This is a genomic window from Aquincola tertiaricarbonis (assembly GCF_000969605.1).
Classification (GTDB): domain Bacteria; phylum Pseudomonadota; class Gammaproteobacteria; order Burkholderiales; family Burkholderiaceae_C; genus Aquincola; species Aquincola tertiaricarbonis.
Genome location: NZ_JZUE01000035.1, coordinates 22,655 through 42,148, shown reverse-complemented (window position 1 = coordinate 42,148; position 19,494 = coordinate 22,655). Strand labels below are relative to the sequence as shown.

General features: G+C 70.5%; 8 protein-coding genes. 5 read left to right on the top strand and 3 right to left on the bottom strand.

Going from position 1 to position 19,494, the window contains the following annotated elements; genetic code table 11:
* Nucleotides 1-7,780: PKD domain-containing protein (locus VO99_RS25525; protein ID WP_198157066.1), on the bottom strand; the 7,780-nt coding region annotated here is incomplete at its 3' end.
* Between the two features lie 2,805 nt (nt 7,781-10,585).
* Nucleotides 10,586-12,283, bottom strand: coding sequence for a thiamine pyrophosphate-binding protein (locus tag VO99_RS25520; RefSeq protein WP_046115775.1), 1,698 nt, complete (start codon nt 12,281-12,283; stop codon nt 10,586-10,588).
* Between the two features lie 215 nt (nt 12,284-12,498).
* Between VO99_RS25520 and VO99_RS25515 the strand changes: the two genes are divergently transcribed.
* Genes VO99_RS25515 through VO99_RS25500 form a run of 4 tightly spaced genes read left to right on the top strand, consistent with a single transcriptional unit; the run spans nt 12,499 to nt 15,676 of the window.
* A complete protein-coding gene (locus tag VO99_RS25515; protein ID WP_046115774.1) occupies nt 12,499-13,419 on the top strand; it encodes a DUF6345 domain-containing protein in 921 nt (306 codons plus the stop codon).
* Nucleotides 13,420-13,434: 15 nt separating this feature from the next.
* Entirely contained in the window at nt 13,435-14,559 is a 1,125-nt protein-coding gene (locus tag VO99_RS25510) for a hypothetical protein (protein ID WP_046115773.1), read from the top strand.
* A gap of 29 nt (nt 14,560-14,588) precedes the next feature.
* Complete coding sequence (locus VO99_RS25505; protein WP_046115772.1) at nt 14,589-15,407, top strand: PEP-CTERM sorting domain-containing protein; 819 nt, start codon at nt 14,589-14,591, stop codon at nt 15,405-15,407.
* Nucleotides 15,408-15,442: 35 nt separating this feature from the next.
* Nucleotides 15,443-15,676 carry a hypothetical protein gene (locus VO99_RS25500; protein WP_157039785.1) on the top strand — a complete coding sequence of 78 codons (234 nt, stop codon included), beginning with the start codon at nt 15,443-15,445 and terminating at the stop codon, nt 15,674-15,676.
* 16 nt (nt 15,677-15,692) lie between these two features.
* On the opposite strand, the gene VO99_RS25495 is transcribed toward VO99_RS25500, so the two are convergent.
* On the bottom strand, nt 15,693-17,663 hold the full coding sequence (locus VO99_RS25495) for a sigma-54-dependent Fis family transcriptional regulator (RefSeq protein WP_052736624.1): 1,971 nt from the start codon (nt 17,661-17,663) through the stop codon (nt 15,693-15,695).
* A 281-nt stretch (nt 17,664-17,944) separates the two neighbouring features.
* On the opposite strand from VO99_RS25495, the gene adh reads away from it, so the two are divergent.
* Nucleotides 17,945-19,465 carry an aldehyde dehydrogenase gene (gene adh / locus VO99_RS25490; protein WP_046115769.1) on the top strand — a complete coding sequence of 507 codons (1,521 nt, stop codon included), beginning with the start codon at nt 17,945-17,947 and terminating at the stop codon, nt 19,463-19,465.
* Nucleotides 19,466-19,494 lie beyond the last annotated feature (29 nt).

Sequence of the window (19,494 nt, the reverse complement as noted above, 5' to 3'; positions counted from 1 at the left end):
CGTCGCCCCAGTCGATGCTGTAGCCGGTGCGGGTGTCGGTGCCGGGATCGGTGATGGCGCCCACGCTCAGCACATAGCTGGCGCCTTCGGCCACGCTGTTGGCACCGGTGACGGCGGCGACCGGCGCCACGTTGCTCACCAGCACCGAGCGCGTGCCGGCGTTGGTCCAGGTGCCGTCCTCGTCCACCACCGACACGTTGATGTTGCGGGTGACGGCGCCGTCGGCATACACATGGCTGACCTGCCGGCTGGGCGGCAGATCGGCGGCCAGCACGGTCTGCACCGGGCTGCCGTCGCCCCAGTTGATGTCGTAGCGCTGCACGGTGTCGGTGCCCGGGTCCACCACGTCCAGCGTCATGGTGTACGCCGAGCCTTCGGCCACCGACGTGGCGCCCTGCAGCTGCACCGTGGGCGCCACGTTGGCCACCTGCACCACGAAGCTGTCGCTGCCCTGCTGCGCGCCGGAGTCGTCCACCGTCACCTGCACGGTGTAGCTGCCGCCGTGGTCGGCATAGGCATGCGAGATGTTGAAGCTGAGCACGCCCGCGGCCAGATTGCCGCTGCTGGTCTGGCCGTCGCCCCAGTTGACGGTGTAGCTGCGGCCGGCCGGCGCCTGGTCGGTGGGGTCGGTGAAGCTGATGCTGCGGGTGAATACCGTGCCTTCGTTGACCGAGAGGTCGGCGCCCGCCTGCACGGTAATGACCTCGGCCGGTGCCACCACGTTCACGCTGCGGCTGCCGGCATTGGCGAACACGCCGTCCTCGTCCTGCAGCGCCACGCGGATGGTGGGCGTGCCGGGGTTGGCGTAGGTGTGCTGCAGCTCGCGGTTGGCCGGCAGGTCGGCCGCGGCCACCACCTGCAGCGGCGTGCCGTCGCCCCAGTCGATGCGGTACTGGGTGACGGTGTCGGCGCCCGGATCGACCACGGTGCCCAGGTCCAGCACATAAGGCTGGCCCTGCACCGCATTGGCATTGCCGAACAATGTCAGCGTGGGCGCCACGTTGGCCACCACCACCTGGAAGCTGTCGGTCGCCACGCTGTTGGGCAGGCCGCGCTGGTCGTCGGCGCGCACCTGCACGGTGTAGCTGCCGTTGTCGGCAAAGTAGTGGCTGATGCTGTGGTTGGGCGTGTTGCCCACCGTGAACACCTGCGGCGCCTGGCCGTCGCCCCAGTCGATGGTGAGCAGATGGCCCTCGGGGTCGGGGTCGCCCAGCGTGATGCTGTGGTTGAACCACACGCCCTCGTTGGCGGTGTCGTTGGCGCCGGCCTCCAGCCGCGGCCCATCGTTCACGTTGGCCAGGTTGATGGTGGTGAGCACCGGCGTGGAGGCATAGGCCACGCCATCCGAGCCGGTCCAGCGGAACTGGTCGGCACCGAACCAGTCGGCATTGCCCTGGTAGGTGAGCTGGCCGGCCTGCAGCTGTGCCAGCGTGATCTCCTGCCCGGCCACCACGGCGGTGCCGTTCAGGCGCAGCGTGCCCTCGCCCGGCAGCGTGGTGATGCGGATGGACTGCAGCGTCTGGCCGTCCACGTCGGCGAAGCCGGCCTCGAACACGGCATTGCCCAGCACCAGCGGCGTGTCCTCCTGGCCGTTGGCGATGACGTCGGACACCTGCGGCGCGGTGTTGCTGAAGCGCTGAAGGCGGATCTCGTAGGTGTCGTTGCCACCATCGCCCACGCCGTCACCATTGCCATCGCCGCTGGCGATGTAGCTGCTCCAGCTGACGACGAAGCCGCCGTCGGCCATGCTGGCGATGGCAGGCTGCTGCTGCGTGCTGTATTCGTAGCCGTTGATCTGCGTCTCGCCGTCCACCGCCTGGCCGGCGGCGTTGTACTGCTGCAGGTAGACGTCGCCGCCGTTGTCGCCGTACCAGGCCACCACCCAGCCGCCGTTCTCCAGCGCGGTGACGTCCACGTCGTACTGGTTGCTGCTGATGGTGGTGTTGACGCGGAACTCCGCGCCCACGGCCGTGCCGGTGGCATCGAAGCGCTGCGCATACACGCCCCAGCCGCTGAGGTCCTGCTGGTAGGACTGCCAGGTGACCAGGAAGCCGCCGTCCTTCAAGGCGGTGATGGCCGGCTGCTGCTGCTGGCTGTCGGTGTAGCCATTGACGGCGAATGCGCTGCCCTGGGCCACGCCAGCGGCACTGAAGCGCTGGCCGAACACGCCGTAGCTGCTGCCGTCCAGGTCGTTGTCGGTCCACACCACCACGAAGCTGCCGCCCTGCAGCACCGCCAATGCCGGCTCCGACTGGTAGCGGAAGATCTCGCCCCGGCCGGGATTGGCCTTCGTCTCGCCGCCCAGCGCCGTGCCGTTGGCGCCATAGCGCTGGAAGAAGACGTCGGAATACTCGGTGTCGTTGTCGCTGTAGGAGTCGTGGTGCCAGGCCACGATGAAACCGCCGTCGGCGGTGGCCGCCAGCGCCGGCTGCACCTGGTTGGACGTGGTCAGCGTGTTGACGCGGAACTCGCCGCCTGCGGCGCTCCCGTTCGCATTGAAGCGCTGGCCGTACACGCCCCAGCCGGAGCCGTCCTGACCCTGCGATTGCCACACCACCACGTGTCCGCCACCCGCCAGGCCCACCACCTGCGCGTTCTCCTGCTGGCCGGCGGTGGTGGTGGGGATGCGGAACTGCGCACCCGCCGGGTTGTCATTGGCGTCGTAGCGCTGGCCGTACACGCCGTGGCTGCTGCCGTCGGCACCGCCCTGGTCGGTCCACACCACCACATAGCCGCCATCGGCCAGGCGGGCGATGTCCGACTCCACCTGCTGGCCGGCGCGCGTGGTGTTGACCGTCTGCTCCAGGCCGAAGCGCACGGCGCCGTCGATCTGCGGCGTGACGTTGATGGTCACCGCGCGGGCGGCGCTGGCACCGCCGTCGCCATCGGTCACGCGGATGCTGACGGTGCGGCTGGCGATGGGATTGCTGACGGTGTTGGCATAGGTCAGGTTCTCGATCACCTGCTCCACCGCCTCCACGCTGGCATTGGCATTGAAGCGCACGCTCAGCTTGTCGCCATTGGCGCCGGCGCTGACGATCTGCCCGATGGCCACGCCGCTGAAGCTCACCACACTGCCCACCACGCCCACCTGGCCGGCACCCAGGCCTTCATGGCGGATGCCCAGCTGGTCCTGGTTGTCCAGGCTCTGCAGGCCGAGCTGGTCCTGCGCGCCGTAGTCGGTGAGGTAGTTCACCTCCAGCAGGCCACCGTCGAAGTTGGCCGAGTCGGTGTCGATCAGGCCCACGCCCGGGTCGATCAACTGCGGCACCGCATTCACCAGGTTCTCGGCGAAGGTGACGCTGGGCGTCACGTCCACCAGCTGCGGGTTGGCCTGGCGTGTGAGCAGCGCCGGGTTGCCGAACACCTGCTGGTAGATCTGGTACTGGCCGCTCTGGTAGTCGTAGTCGGTCCAGGCCACCACGAAGGCGCCGCCGCCCAGGCCCGCGATCGCCGGCTGGTGGGCATTGTTGTTGTCGGCGGTGTCCACCCGGGTCTCGTTGTCCAGCGGGCGGCCGGCGGCGTCGAACTGCTGCACCGAGATGCGGTTGCCGTCCTGGTAGGTCACGGCGAAACCGCCGTGCGACAAGGCGGTGACGGCGGGATTGGACTCGTTGTCCAGCGTGTGCGTGTTGATGCGGAATTCGCTGCCCACCGGCGCGCCGTTGCTGCCGTAGCGCTGGCCGAACACGCCGCCGCTGTTGCCATCCTGGCCTTCGGAGCGCCACACCACCACGAAGCCGCCGCCGGTGAGCGCCACCACGTCGGGCTCGCTCTGGGTGCTGGGCGTATAGCTGTTGACCTGAAATTCGCCACCCACCGAGCTGCCATCGGCCGCGTAACGCTGGCCGTAGATGCCGGTGCTGTTGCCGTCCTGCCCTTCGCTCTGCCACACGATGACAAAGCCACCGCCTGGCAGCGCCGCCACCTTGGGCTGGTGCTGCTGCTGGAAGGTTTCGCCACCGCTGGTGTCGTTGACCACGAATTCACTGCCCTGCTTCGCGCCGTTGGCATCGAAACGCTGGGCATAGACGTTGTAGTACGTGCCGTCCTGGAAGTCGGCATACCAGGTTGCCACGAAGCCTCCGCCCGCCAGCGCCGCCACGTCCACCTGGCTCTGGTTGCTGCTGCCGCCGGTGTTGACCAGGAACTCAGCCCCTGCGGGCACCCCGTTGGCATCGAAGCGCTGGCCGTAGACGCCGCTGCCGCTGCCGTCCTGATTCTGCGACGTCCACATCAGCACGAAGCCACCACTGGCCAGGCCGGCCGCGGTGGGCGCAACCTGGTCATAAGGGGTGTAAGTGTTTGCCTGGAACTCGCTGCCCACCGGCACGCCGTTGGCATCGAAGCGCTGGGCATGCACGCCAGTGCCCCAGCCGTCCTGGCCTTGCGAGGTCCAGACGATCACGTAGCCGCCATCGGCCAGCCGGGTGATGGCCGGCAGGTTCTGCGTGTCGGGGGCATAGGTGTTGACCAGCTCGTTGCCGAACAGCGCCTGCGCGCCGTCCGCCTCGGGCGTGACGTTGACCGTGACCACCTGCGGCTCGCTGGTGGCGCCGTCGCCATCGCTCAGGCTGATGCTGATGGCGCGGCTGCCCACCGGGTTGGAGGCGGTGTTGGCATAGGTCAGCGCCTCCACCACCGCTTCCACGGCGGCGGGCGTGGCCTGGGCATTGAAGCGCAGCACCAGGTCGGCGCCGGCACTGCCGTTGGTCAGCACGGTGGCCACCACCACGCCGCCCACGCTCACCGCGCTGCCGGTCACCCGCACCTGGCCCGGCCCGTCGCCGGTGCTGCGCAGGCCCAGCTGGTCCTGGGCGCGCACGTCCTCCGGCAACTGGGCCACCTCCAGGTTGCCGTAGCCGGAGATCACGCTCACCCACAGCTGGCCGCCATCGAAGTTGGCCGAGTCGGCATCGGCCAGGTCGATGCTGGCGTCGATCAGCTGCGCTGCGGCATTCACCAGGTTTTCCGGCAGCGTGATGCTGTCGACCAGGTCGGTGATCACCGGCCGCGACTGGCGCGTGGTGGTGGCCGGATTGGCCAGCAGCTGCTGCACCACCTCGTAGCTGACCTGGGCCTGCACATAGTCGCCCCAGGTGGCCACCAGGCTGCCGTTGGCCAGTGCCGTGACCTGCGGCAGGCTGACGTTGCCGCCGCTGTCCAGCGTGTCCAGCCGCAGCTCGCCGTCCAGCCGCGTGCCGTCGGCCGCGAACTGCTGCAGCCAGGCCTGGCCGTTGTCGATCCAGGCCACGGCAAAACCGCCGCCAGGCAGGGCCGTCACGCTGGGCGTGTGCTGGTTGCCGACGATGTCGGCATGGATGCGGAACTCCGGCCCCACCGGCGCGCCGGACGCATTCAGCCGCTGGCCGTAGACACCGCCGCTGTTGCCGTCCTGGCTGTCGGAGTGCCACACCACGATGTAGCCGCCGCCGGCGAGCGCCGCCACGTCGGGCTGGTATTGGCTGCCGTCGGTGTAGCTGTTGACGCGGAACTCGCTGCCCTGGGCACTGCCGTTGGCCGCGAAGCGCTGGCCATAGACCCCGGCGCCAGAGCCGTCCTGGCCGTCGCTGCGCCAGACGATGAGGAAGCTGCCATCGGCCGCGGCGGCCACGGCCGGCTCGGCCTGGTACGAACTGCTGGCGTCGGTGTTGACCGTCCACTCCGGGCCCACCGGCACGTTGGCGGCATCGAAGCGCTGGGCGACGATCTGGTAGTAGGTTCCTTCGTGGTAGTAGCTGTACCAGGTGGCCACGAAGCCGCCGCCGGGCAAGGCCGCCAGGCTCACCTGGCTCTGCTCGTTGTCGGTGGTGGTGTTGATACGGAACTCGCTGCCCGCCGGTGCGCCGTCGGCGCCGAAGCGCTGGCCGTACAGCCCGGTGCTGCTGCCGTCCTGGTTCTGCGATTCCCAGGCCACCACGAAGCCGCCGCCGGCCAGGCCCACCACCTTGGGGTGGTCCTGCACCTGCAGCGTCTGGGTGTTGACCTGGAACTCCGGCCCCACCCGCTCGCCGGCCGCGGTGTAGCGCTGGCCGAACACGCCGCCCTGCGACCCGTCCTGGCCTTGCGAAGTCCACACCGTGACATAGCCGCCGCCGGTGAGCGCGGCCGTGGCCGGTTCGCCCTGGGTGTCGGGCCGGAAGGTGTTGACCACCTCGTTGCCGAACAGCGGCTGCGGGCCGTCGGCCTGCGGCGTGACGTTGACCGTCACCAGCCGCGGATCGCTGGTGCCGCCGTCGCCATCGCTCACGCTGATGCTCACCACCCGGCTGGCCGACGGGGCCGACGAGGTGTTGGCATAGGTCAGGCTCTCGATCACCGCCTCCACCGCGGCGCTGGTGGCGCTGGCGTTGAAGCGCAGCACCAGGTCGGCGCCGGCCGCGCCGCCCAGCTCGATCACGCCGATGGCCACGCCGCCGTAGCTCACCGTGCTGCCGCTGACCGACACCTGGCCCGCGCCGGTGCCCACGGAGCGGATGCCCAGCACGTCCTGCTGCACCAGGCCGGCGGCCAGCGGTCCGTCGTTGTCGTGCGGATAGCCGTTGATCACGCTGACCCACAGCCGGCCGCCGTCGAAGTTGGCGGAATCGGCATCGCTCAGCCCCGCGCTGGCATCGATGAGCTGGCCACCGGCATTGACCAAGGCCTCGTCGAAGGTGACGCTGTCGGCCAGGTCCACCAGCACCGGGGCGGCCGAGCTGGCCACCGAGCCCGGCGTGCCGAACACGCGGTGGAACACGCCGTAGCTGTTGTCGGTCCGGCGCTCGGCGTCGTAGTTGCTCCAGGCGGCCACGAAATTGCCGCCGGCCAGGCCGACCACGTCCGGTTCGATCTGCGTGCTGGCGGTGCGCTGGTTGAGGACGAACACGCCGTCCACCCGCTGGCCGGTGGCGCTGAACTGCTGCGCCACCACCTCGTAGTTGGAGCCGCCCACCGCATAGGTGGAGTCCCAGGTGACGACGAAGCCGCCGGTGTCCAGCGCGGCCACGCGGGCGTAGTTGTTGTAGTCCGCCCGGGTGTCGGGCGTGCTTACCAGCAGTTCGGCACCCAGCTTGCTGCCGTCCGCCGCAAAGCGCTGCGCCAGCACGCTGTTGGTGCTGTCGTCATGCCACACCGCCACGAAGCCGCCGCCGGCCAGGCCCACCACGTCGGCGCCCTGCTGCGTGCCGGCCACGGTGGTGTTGGCGATGATCTCCGACCCCAGCTTGCTGCCATCGGCCGCGAAGCGCTGCAGCACGATGCCGTAGCCGCTGCCGTCGGCACCGCTGGTGTCGGTCCACGCCGCCACGAAGCCGCCGCCGGCCAGGCTGGCGAGCTGGGGCTGCACCTGGCTGCCGTTCACATTGCTGTTGAGCGTGAACTCGGCGCCCAGCGGCGTGCCATCGGCCGCGAAGCGCTGGCCCAGCACGTCGTAGGTGTAGCCGGCGGTGGCATTGGAATAGTCGCTTTCGTAGGCCACCACGAAGCTGCCGTCGGCCAGGCCCAGCACCGTGGGCATGTTCTGGGTGCTGGTGATGGTGGTGTTGACGCGGAACTCGCCTCCCGCCGGCTGGCCGGCGGCGTTGAAGCGCTGCGCATACACGCCGCTGCCGCTGCCGTCGTGGCCGCTGGTCCAGGCCACCACGTAACCGCCATCGGCCAGCCCGGAGACCGCCGGCTGGTTCTGCGTGTTGAGGGTGTAGCTGTTGACCTGCACCTCGGCGCCCTGGGCACTGCCGTTGGCGGCGAAGCGCTGCAGGTGGATGCTGCCGCCGCTGCCGTCCTGGCCGCCGTCGCTCACCGGTGGACAGGCCGGTGACCGCCGGCTGGTACTGGCCGCCGGTGGTGCTCTCGTTGACCAGGAACTCGCCGCCGACCTTCACGCCCGCGGCATCGAAGCGCTGGCCATACACCCCGGCGCTGCTGCCGTCCTGGCCGTCGGAGCGCCAGACCACGACGAAGCCGCCATTGCTCAGCAGCGCCACCGCGGGCTCGTACTGCGCGCCGGCAGTGCTGCCATTGACGAGGAAGGTGTCGCCCAGCGTGCCGTTGGCCGCCACGGTGCGGCCATAGACGCCGTAGCTGCTGCCGTCGTTGCCGCCCTGGTCGGTCCACACCACCACCAGGCTGCCGTCGGCGCGGGCGGCGATTTGCGCCTGCTCCTGCGTGCTGGGCTGTGCCGTGCCCGGCTGGCCCGGCACGGTGGAGATGCGGGTCTCCGCCAGCGTCACCGCACCGGTGTTGTCGAAGCGCTTGAGGTAGATGTCGTAGCCATTGCCACCCGCCTGGGCCGACGACCACACCGCCGCGAAGCCGCCGGTGTAGCCCGCCACCGCGCCGTCGTACTGCGCGCTGCTGGTGGTGGTGTTGACGATGAAGTTGCCGCCCTGGGCCACGCCGGCGCCGTTGTAGCGCTGGCCGATCACGCCCTGCCCGCTGCCGTCCACGCCGGAGTTGTCTTCCCACGTGAGCACGAAGCCGCCGTCGCTCAAGGCCGCCAGGTGCGGCTGGCGCTGCTCGCCTTCCGTGGCGCCGGCCGCACGCACCTCGGGGCCGATGGCGGTGCCGTTGGCCGCGAAGCGCTGCCAGTACACGCCGGTGCCGGCGCCGTCCTGGGCCTGCGACTCCCAGGCGATGACGTAGCTGCCATCGGCCAGCACCGCGATGGTGGGTGTGTCCTGCGTGCTGGCGCGGTAGCTGTTGACCGCCTCCTCCCCATGCGCCACCGGCCGGCCGTCCAGCTCGGCCGTCACCTGGATGGTGACGGTGCTGGCCTCGCTGCTGCCGCCGTCGCCGTCGCTGATGCGCAGGCCCACCGTGCGGCTGGGCTGCGGGCTCTGCGAGGTGCTGGCGTAGGTGAGGTTCTGCACCAGCGCTTCCACCGCATCCACGGTGGCGCTGGCATTGAAGCTGATGACGAGGTTGGCGCCGTTGGCGCCGCCGCTCAGCGTGCCGATGGCCACGCCGCCGTAACTGACGGTGCTGCCGGCCAGGCCGATCTGGCCAAAGCCGTTGCCCTGGTGCCGCACGCCCAGCTGGTCGGTGGCATCACCGCCCTGCACATAGAACAGGTCGAGCCGGCCGCCGGCCAGGTCGGCGGAATCGCTGTCCGCCAGGCTGATGGCTGCGTCGATCACCTGCGGCGCGGTGTTCACCAGGTTTTCGGCGAAGGTCACGGTGCCGGTGAAGTCGCCCAGCGTGGGGTCGGCCTGGCGAACCGGCGGATTGGCATCGCCGAAGATCTGCTGCGCGATGCGATAGGTGTTGTCGCCGGGGCCCGCGGCGGTGACGTAGTCGGCATAGACCACCACGTAGTTGCCGTTGCCCAGGTCGGCGATGTCGGGCTGGTACTCGGTGCTGTTGCTGCCGGACGCCAGCTTCTGCTGGCCGGTGAGGGCCACGCCCGCCGCGCTGTATTCCCGCAGGTACACGTCGGCCGTGCTGCCGCTGCCGCTGCTGTCGTAGTTGTCGTTGAACCAGGTGACGACGAAGCCGCCGGTGGACAGGCCGGTGACCGAGGGCTGGTACTGGCCGCCGTTGGTGGTCTCGTTGACCAGGAAGGCCGCGCCCACCTTCGCGCCGGCTGCGTCGAAGCGCTGGCCGTAGACGCCGGCACTGCTGCCGTCCTGCGCATCGGAGCGCCACACCACGACGAAGCCGCCGCCCGACAGCATCGCCACGCTGGGCTCGTACTGCGCGCCGCTGGTGAAGGTGTTGACCAGGAAGGGATTGCCCAGCGTGCCGTCGGCCGCCACGGTGCGGCCGTACACGCCGTAGCTGCTGCCATCGCTGCCGCCCTGGTCGGTCCAGACGATGACCAGGCTGCCGTCCGCCCGCGCAGCGATGTCGGCCTGCTCCTGCGTGCCGGCCTGGGCGCTGCCCGGGCTGCCCGGCACGGTGGAGATGCGGGTTTCCGCCAGCACCGTGGCGCCGGTGTTGTCGAAGCGGCGCAGGATGATGTCGTAGCCGTTGCCACCGGCCTGGGCCGACGACCATACCGCCGCGAAGCCGCCGGTGTAGCCCGCCACCGCGCCGTCGTACTGGGAGCTGCTGGTGGTGGCGTTCACCACGAAGTTGGCGCCCTGCGGCACGCCGTCCGCGTTGAAGCGCTGGCCCATCACGCCGGTGCTGCTGCCATCGGCCTCGGCGTCGTCCTGCCAGGTGACCACCCAGCCGCCATCGCTCAAGGCGGTGATGCGCGGGCTGTGCTGGCCCCCTTCGGAGAGCTGGTTGATGCGCCACTCGGGCCCTACGGCCACGCCGGCCGCGCTGAAGCGCTGGGCATAGATGCCCTGGCTGTCGGAGTCGTCCTGGCCGTACGACTGCCAGACCACCACGTAGCTGCCATCGGCCAGCACCGTGACCTTCGGCGCCTCCTGGCTGCCCGGTTGGAAAACGTTGACCGCGCTTTCGCCAAACACGACGCCCATTGCCCGCTCCTCGAATGTTGTGGCTGTAACGAAGCGGCGCACCAGCGCGCCGAGACGTAACAGTTGTTCTCCGAGTGTTGGCTGGCGTTGCATTGAGCAACAACCCCTAAATTGCTGAGACTGCGCGAATTTCCACAGCCTAGGGGGATCAGTGTCTGCTCACCCCCTTGACTTCATCATTTTTTCTTCATAGCTGCTGCGCGAATGGCGCTCAGGGTGCTGCGGGTGGTACTGACGTCAGTGTCCAGCTTCACATGCAGCAGCGTGGGGCGGCCACTGTCGAGGGCGGCAGCGAAGGCCGGCTCGAACTGCGCGGTTGCGTCGATGCGCTCGGCGCGCCAGCCGTAGGCCCGGGCCAGCGCGGCGAAGTCGGGGTTGAACAGGTCGCTGCCGCTCACGCGGCCAGGGTAGTCGCGCTCCTGGTGCATGCGGATGGTGCCGTAGGTGCCGTTGTCCACCACCACGCTGATGAGCCGCGTGGCGCCGTAGCCGGTGGCGGTGGCCAGCTCCTGGCCGGTCATCAGGAAGTCGCCGTCGCCGGCGATGTTGACCACGGTGCGCTGCGGCTGCAGCAGCGAGGCCGCCACCGCCGCCGGCACGCCGTAGCCCATCGCGCCCGAGGTGGGCGCGAGCTGCGTGCGGCCGTGGTGCTGCAGCCCGAAGTAGCGCACATAGCGGTGCAGCCAGCCGGCATAGTTGCCCGCGCCGTTGGTGTACACGGTGTCCTTGGGTGCCAGGCGCTGGATGGTCTTCATCACCTGGGCCATGTCCATCGGCACCACCTCGGGCGCGACGTGGTTGGCCTCGTAGTCGGCATGCGCGGCGGCGGCCCAGTCGGCCCAGCGCGGCGTGCCGGCGGGAGCGGCCAGCGTCTCCAGCGCCTTGCCGGCATGGCACATCGCGCTCTGCAGCATCAGGTCGGCGCTGTACACGCGGCCCAGTTCCTCGGCACCGGCATGCATGTGCACCAGCTTCTGTGCCGGCCGCGGCACCTGCAGCAGGGTGTAGCCGCTGGTGGTCATCTCGCCCAGGCGCACGCCCACGGCCAGCACCAGGTCGGCCTCGCGGATGCGCTGCGCCAGCTTCGGGTTGATGGCGATGCCCACGTCGCCCGCATACAGCGGATGGCGGTTGTCGAAGGTGTCCTGGAAGCGGAAGCCGCAGCCCACCGGCAGGCCCCAGTTCTCGGCGAAGCGCTGCAGCGCCTGCACGCTCTCGGCCGTCCAGCCGCTGCCGCCGGCGATGACGAAAGGCCTCTGCGCTGCAGCCAGCATTGCACGCAGGTCGCGCATCGCGCCGGGTGCGGGCCAGGCGGTGGCGGGTTCGATGCGCGGCAGCACCGGCGCCGCGGTGGGCGCGGCCAGCATGTCCTCGGGCAGCACCAGCACCACCGGTCCCGGCCGGCCCTGCATCGCGGTATGGAAGGCGCGGGCCACGTACTCGGGCAGGCGGTCGGCGTCGTGCACCTCGCCCACCCACTTGGCCATGCCCAGCGTGCCGGGGCCGAACACCTGCCGGTAGTCCAGCTCCTGGAAAGCCTCGCGGTCGCGCTGGTCGCTGGCCACCTGGCCGACGAACAGCACCATCGGCGTGGAGTCCTGGAAGGCGGTGTGCACGCCGATGCTGGCATTGGTGGCGCCGGGGCCGCGGGTGACGAAGCAGATGCCCGGGCGGCCGCTGAGCTTGCCCTGCGCCTCGGCCATGAAGGCGGCGCCGCCCTCCTGCCGGCAGGCCACGAAGCGGATGCGCTCGCGGTGTTCATGGAAGCCGTCGAGCACGGCCAGGTAGCTTTCACCGGGCACGCCGAAGGCGGTGTCGACGCCTTGTGCAACGAGGGCTTCGACCAAAGCGTGGCCGGCGGGGCGAGTGTTCATGGGACGGCAGGTGTTGAGGGTTGGACAGCGGGTGCGGCGGCGATTATGCGAGCCGCCCTTCCCCCACATGGGCGCCCCCGCCGCGGCCCCCCGCACCCCCTTCCGGGCCCCCATTGTTGAAGTGCGCCGGGGGTGTTGCCGCACGGGTCGGCCGCCTACCTTTGAAGCACGGCCGCTGCAACCCGCTGGCGGCCGGCCCGCACAGGAGGCACACCTTGAAGATCCTCATCCCACCCCATCACCGGCGCCTGCTGATCCGGCTGGCGGCCGCGGCCGCCGTCTCCACCGGCCTGTCCACGGCCCTGGCCTTCAAGGTCGACATGTACGCCATCGGCAACTGGAGCGGTGGCAACTGCGCGCCCGGCGACACCGACGCCGACCGCGGTTCCTGGCCCGGCATGGCCACGGCCTGGTACGACCGCATGGGCGCCATCGGCCACAGCAAGACCGGCAAGTTCGTCGACGGCAACACCACGCTGCAGCGCTTCTGCGACCCCAGCTTCGATGCCGGCTGCCTGGACTTCGCCTACGTAGACTGGCCCGACGCGGCCATCGTGGCCGCGCATGGCTTCGATGCCGGCAATGCCTGGGGCGCCCTGATGCGCAACAGCTGGAAGAACCAGTGCAGCCTGCGCATGGGCGGTGCCGGCGGCACCACCTTCGTGGGCGACAAGAGCCTGAAATTCCTGCACGCCTCGTCCTGCTACAGCCTGAACGACAACTACTTCAGCAACATGCGGGTGGCCATGAAGGAGCCCGGCACCGCCAAGGGCCTGCATGTGATGACGGGCTTCCACGGGATCATGTGGATCAGCTCCAGCTTCAACGGCGACTACCGCGACACCGCCAGCGACGGCCACGTGATGCCGGTGGCCACCGCCTGGGTCACCAACCACTACAAGTCCAACCAGTTCTCCTGCGCGGGCTACGACCCGTTCGGCTGGTTCGGCACCTGCCAGGACCAGTGCCCCACCGCGATGACCGTGGGCCCCAGCGGCGGCAATGCGCTCAACCGGCTGCTGCACGAGCGCTACAACAACAGCGCCGCCTTCGGCCCACCCACCGGCCGCAGCTGGTACGCCTGGATGGGCTATCGCGGCTGCGACCCGGTCGGCGAAAACCCCTTCAACCCCTGAAGCAGGACGCACACCATGAACTCCCTCAAGCTCAATCCCACCGCCGCTGCCTGCGCGGCCCTGGCCGCCCTGGCCTGCTGCCTGCCGGTGCAGGCGCAGAGCCGGCTCGACGTGCTGCAGAAGGACGTGGCCGCCGCGCTGTCGCGGGTGATGCCCAACGGCCCGGGCGAGGTGGTCGGCAAGCTGGCCAACGTGCGGCCCGATGGCGCCATCTCGCGCGGCTTCAATCCCGGCCGCGTGTCGCAGGCGGTGTTCGGCCGCGGCAGCCCCAGTGCGGCGCCCGAATGCCGCGGCGCCACCACGCCGATGAAGGAGCCGGACGAAGGCCTGTGCACGCTGGAACTCGGCGGGCGCGATGACCCGGCCGGCGCCTACGTGCAGCTGGCCTTCAGCAAGAACATCGGCCAGGGCGACATCCGCTACTTCCGCCGCGCCGCCTTCAAGCCGGGCGACGAGGGCACGCCGCAGCCGCTGAAGCTCACCGACGAGGACGCCTACAAGACCGCGCTGGCCTTCGCCGAGCTGCTGGGCATTCCCAAGTCGGAGATCCCGCAGGCGCCGCCGGGCGCCAAGGTGCCGCTGCCGGTGCGCACGCTGGTGGCCGGCGCGGCCGACGAGCCCGGCGCCAATGCCCGGCAGTTCGAGCTGCAGAAGGTGGTGGTGCTGCCGCGGGCCTTCCTGGTGCCCGGTGGCCTGCTGCGGGACGGCACCAGCGGCGTGGCGCTGGACCATGTGATCGCGCCCGGGCAGGCGGTGATCGCCATCAACGACGCCGGCGTGCAGTTCGCGCAGGTGCAGGGCTGGTCGGATGCGCAGATCGATCCCAAGACCGACGCCCGGCGTGCCAAGTCGGCCAGCACGCTGGTCAACGAGATCACCCAGGACCTGTGGAACGAGGGCGTGCGCGAAGTGCGCTCGATGTCGGTGCTGATCGCGCTGCGCAAGGGCTATCCGCATCCCGACGATCCCAACCCGCCGCTGTGCCCGGTGTGCGGCGTGCTGCAGCCGGCGGTGAAGGTCATCGTCTCCCAGGCGACGCGGGAGCGGCTGCAGACCTCCGAGAAGGCCTTCGCCGCGCCCGGCCTGGTGCGCGAATACGACCTGCTGGCACCCACCGAGGCCGAAGGCGCGCTGCGCTGAAGCCCCGCACCCTTTCAAGGAGCCCTCTCATGGCAAGAACCTCTCTGCTGCCCCTGACCGCCGCCTGCGCCCTGGCCTGCGCACTGGCCGTGCCCGCCGCCCAGGCCGCGGTGGCCGGCGGCACCGGCCCCGACTTCGAAGGCGGCTTCGAGAACATCGCCTACGGCCTGGCCGGCAACGTGTTCCAGCTCACGCCGCGGCTGTTCATCAACGGCCTGGGTTCGCCCGGCGGGCCGGCCAGCGTCACCACGCTCAACAGCGCGCTGGACTACGCGGTGTCGGTGGCCGGCGCGGGCAGCGGCCTGATGACGGTGGACTACCGCATCACCAACAGCAGCGCCACCGACAGCTTCTCGCAGCTGCGCTTCATGGTGTTCGCCAACCCCGACGGCGAGCAGCTGAACTTCCTGGACCGGGTCACCGAGACCTGGGGCGCGGCCGTGGCCGGCGACCCGGTGCGCCGCGAGGTGCATGCGGCCACGGCCGACCCCTTCGACAACATCCTGGGCCGCTTTGCGGTCAATGCCAACCTGACCGACGCGGCGCCCGATGCCGCCTGCCTGGCCCCGGCCGGTTGCGACGCGGTGATGGGCCTGCAATGGAACGCGCCGACGCTGGGCCCGAATGAAAGCCTGCTGGTGCGGCTGGCGCTGTCGGACGACGGACGTTCGGTCTCGGGCCGCTCGCTCAGCTTCGCCGGCGTGGGCGCCGCGGGCACCACGTTGACGGTCTCGGGCTTCAGCCAGGTGACGGCGGTGCCGGAGCCCTCCACCTGGGCGATGGCGCTGGCCGGGCTGGCGGTGGTGGCCCGCCTGGCGGGCCGCCGGGCGCGGCGGTTGCCGGCCTGAAGCGCGCTGGAAGGCACGGCGCAAGGAGTCAGGGCGTGGACGGACTGAAGCGGATGGCGATGGTGAGCGGCCTGGCCTGGGCCGCGCTGCATGGCAGCGTGCTGGGCGCCCCGGGCGGGCCGCGGCCCTCGGTGGCCGCTTCGGCCGCCTCGGCCGCCACGCCCGCGCCCAGCTACGAGGAACGGGTGCGCCGCTGCCAGGCGCACCCGGTGCGCGCCGTGCGCGAGGAATGCCTGCGCCAGGTGCGCAAGGATTTCGGCCGGACCTGAGGTCGGCCCGCCGCCGTCAGCGGCCTTCGGCGGGCGGCTGCCCAGCCTCCTGCGCTTCCTGCGCCTTCTGGGCCTTCTGCGCGATGTGCCGGTACACCGTGCTGCGGTGCACGCCCAGGGCCCGCGCGGCGGCCGCCACCCGGCCCTGCTGGGCCTGCAGCGCGCGGTCGATGGCCTCGGCCGTCAGGCTGCGCAGGTCCGCCGGTCCTTCCGCCGGCACGGCCGCCGCGCCTGCAGCCGGCGGCAGGGGCTGCGCCGGGCCCATGGCCGGCAGGCCCGTGGCAACGGCCGCCGCGGCCACCGGGCGGCCCGGCAGCGGCGGCAGCTGGGCCACGCCGATCACCGTGCCCGGATCGGCCAGCGCCACCAGCGTGCGCAGGGTGCTGGCCAGCTGGCGCAGGTTGCCGGGCCAGGGCCGCGCGGCCAGTTCGGCCACGGCCTCGGGCGACAGCTTCAGGCCCATCGCCTGCCCGCCGGCCTGCACGAACAGGCGCTCGACCAGCGCCGGGATGTCCCGCCGCTCGCGCAGCGCCGGCAGCGCCACGGTGTAGTCCTGCAGCCGGTAGAACAGGTCGGCGCGGAAGCTGCCCGCCTCCACCATCGCGGCCAGGTCGCGGTGGGTGGCGCACACCAGCGCGAAGTCCACCGGCACCGCCCGCCCGCCGCCCAGCGGCGTCACGCTGCGTTCCTGCAGCACCCGCAGCAGGCGCGACTGCAGCAGCAGCGGCATGTCGCCGATCTCGTCGAGGAACAGCACGCCGCCATCGGCTTCGCGCACGCGGCCGACCTGGCCCTTGCGCTGTGCGCCGGTGAAGGCACCCTCGGCATAGCCGAACAGTTCGGCCTCCACCAGCGTCTCCGGCAGCGCCGCACAGTTCAGCGCCACGAACGGCCCGCGCGCGCGGCTGCTGCGCTGGTGCAGCAGGCCGGCGAACACGTCCTTGCCCGATCCGGTCTCGCCCTGCAGCAGCACCGAGCTGCCGGCGTCCAGCACCCGCACCGCACGCGCCAGCAAGGGCTCGATGGTGTCGTCGGTGCTGAAGGCCGCCGGCGCCCGCGCGCTGCCGCCGGCCGGCCGCACCGGCGCGGCGGTGGCCGCCGGCGCGTGCTGCCAGGCCGCGGCGAAGCCGTTTCCGGCATGGGTGGTGAGCAGGCCGCCGCGGCCGTCCAGGCTGCGCCAGCCGCGGTCGAACAAAGCGTCCATCGAATGGTCCAGCACCGCGCCCCAGCGCAGTCCCAGCGCCCGCAGCGCGATGGGATTGGCACCGACGATGCGGTCGTCCTCCAGCAGCAGCACCGCCTCGCGGGCGGTGCCCAGCATCGGCGCCTTGGCATGGAAGCGCAGCAGCCGGCGGCCCTGCGCATCGGCATGGATGAGCCGGTGCTCGATCTGCTCGCCGGCCAGCTTCACCAGCGCCAGCGCATGCTGGTGCATCTCGCTGGCGCTGCCCGAGACATCGAGCACGCCCAGCACCTCGCCGCGCGGCGAGAGGATGGGCGCGGCCGCGCAATGCAGGATGTGGTGCTCGTCCAGGAAGTGCTCTGCGCCGCGCACCTCCAGTGCCTGCCGCTCCACCAGCGCGGTGCCGATGGCATTGGTGCCGCATTGGTCCTCCGACCAGCCCACGCCCGGCTGCAGGGCCACGCGCTGCGCACGGCGCAAGAACTCGCTGCTGCCGCCTTCTTCCAGGATCAGGCCCTGCGCGTCGGTGAGGATCAGCACGCTGCGGGTGTGCGCCATCTGCTCAGCCAGTGCCTCCAGCTCCGGCTGCGCATGGTCGATCAGCTTGCGCGAGGCTTCCAGCCGGCTGGCGAAGACCGAACGGGCCAGCGGCTCCGGCCCCGGCACCTGGCCGCGGCAGCGCTGCCAGCTGCGCTCGATCAGCTGCGACAGCGGCGAGGCGCCGGCTGCCGGCAAGGTGCCTTCCTCGATGAAGCGGCGCCGCGCCGCCTGCATGCTGGCAGCGTCGGCGGGAAGTTGTTGCATGCGCTTGTCTCCGCGTCTCGTCGGGTCGCGAATCGCGCCTGCCACGGCAGGTGCTTGTCGCAGCTTGCGACAACGCGCCCATGCCGCCCGTCGCAGCCGGCAAGACCACCGCCGGCCTGCGGATTGTGGGCCGCCCCATGCGGCTTCTTCGCCCTCGGCAGCGGGCTGCCCTTCGGTAAAAACCCGTGCTTCGGTGGCACAGGCTCTGCAGAAGGAGGACTGCAGCGGCGCATGTCGCAGCCGCTCGAAGCCCGCAACCGCCACCGTCACGGAGACACCCCATGGACATGCTCGAACCCGGCCGCTTCGGCACCCCCGTCGCCTTCAAGAAGCGCTACGGCAACTACATCAACGGCCAGTGGGTGGAGCCCGCGCAGGGCCAGTACTTCGACAACCTGACGCCCGTCACCGGCCAGGCCTTCTGCGAGATCCCGCGCTCCACCGCGGAGGACGTGGAACGCGCGCTGGATGCCGCCCATGCCGCCAAGGCCGCCTGGGGCAGGACCTCGCCGGCCGAGCGCGCGGTGATCCTCAACAAGATCGCCGACCGCATCGAGGCCAACCTGCCGATGCTGGCCGCCGCCGAGACCTGGGACAACGGCAAGCCCATCCGCGAGACCACCTTCGCCGACCTGCCGCTGGCGGTGGACCACTTCCGCTACTTCGCGGGCTGCGTGCGTTCGCAGGAAGGCAGCATCAGCGAGATCGATGCGCAGACCTATGCGTACCACTTCCATGAGCCGCTGGGCGTGGTGGGCCAGATCATCCCGTGGAACTTCCCGCTGCTGATGGCGGTGTGGAAGCTGGCGCCCGCGCTGGCCGCCGGCAACTGCGTGGTGCTCAAGCCCGCGGAGCAGACGCCGGTGTCCATCCTCGTGCTGATGGAAGTCATCGGCGACCTGCTCCCGCCGGGCGTGCTCAACGTGGTCAACGGCTTCGGGCTGGAATGCGGCAAGCCGCTGGCCAGCAGCCAGCGCATCGCCAAGATCGCCTTCACCGGCGAGACCACAACCGGCCGGCTGATCATGCAGTACGCCAGCCAGAACCTGATCCCGGTGACGCTGGAGCTGGGCGGCAAGTCGCCCAACGTGTTCTTCGCCGACGTGATGAGCAAGGACGACGCCTTCTTCAACAAGGCGCTGGAAGGCTTCGCGCTGTTTGCGCTCAACCAGGGCGAGGTGTGCACCTGCCCGTCGCGCGTGTTGATCCAGGAATCGATCTACGAGGCCTTCATCGAACGTGCGGTGGAGCGTGTGCGCGCCATCAAGCAGGGCAACCCGCTGGAGATGAGCACGATGATCGGCGCGCAGGCGTCCAGCGAGCAGCTGGAGAAGATCCTCAGCTACATGGACATCGGCCGCCAGGAAGGCGCGGCCTGCCTGATCGGCGGTGGCCGCAACCTGCTGGAAGGCGACCTGAAGGACGGCTACTACGTGCAGCCGACCGTATTCAAGGGCCACAACAAGATGCGCATCTTCCAGGAGGAGATCTTCGGCCCGGTGGTGTCGGTCACCACCTTCAAGGACGAGGAAGAGGCCCTGGCCATCGCCAACGACACGCTGTACGGCCTGGGCGCCGGCGTGTGGACACGCGACATGAACACCTCGTTCCGCATGGGCCGCGGCATCCAGGCCGGCCGCGTTTGGACCAACTGCTACCACGCCTACCCGGCGCATGCGGCCTTCGGCGGCTACAAGCAGTCCGGCATCGGCCGCGAGAACCACAAGATGATGCTCGACCACTACCAGCAGACCAAGAACCTGCTGGTGAGCTACAGCGACCAGGCGCTCGGCTTTTTCTGAGCCACTGAGCCACTGAGCCGCTGAGCCCG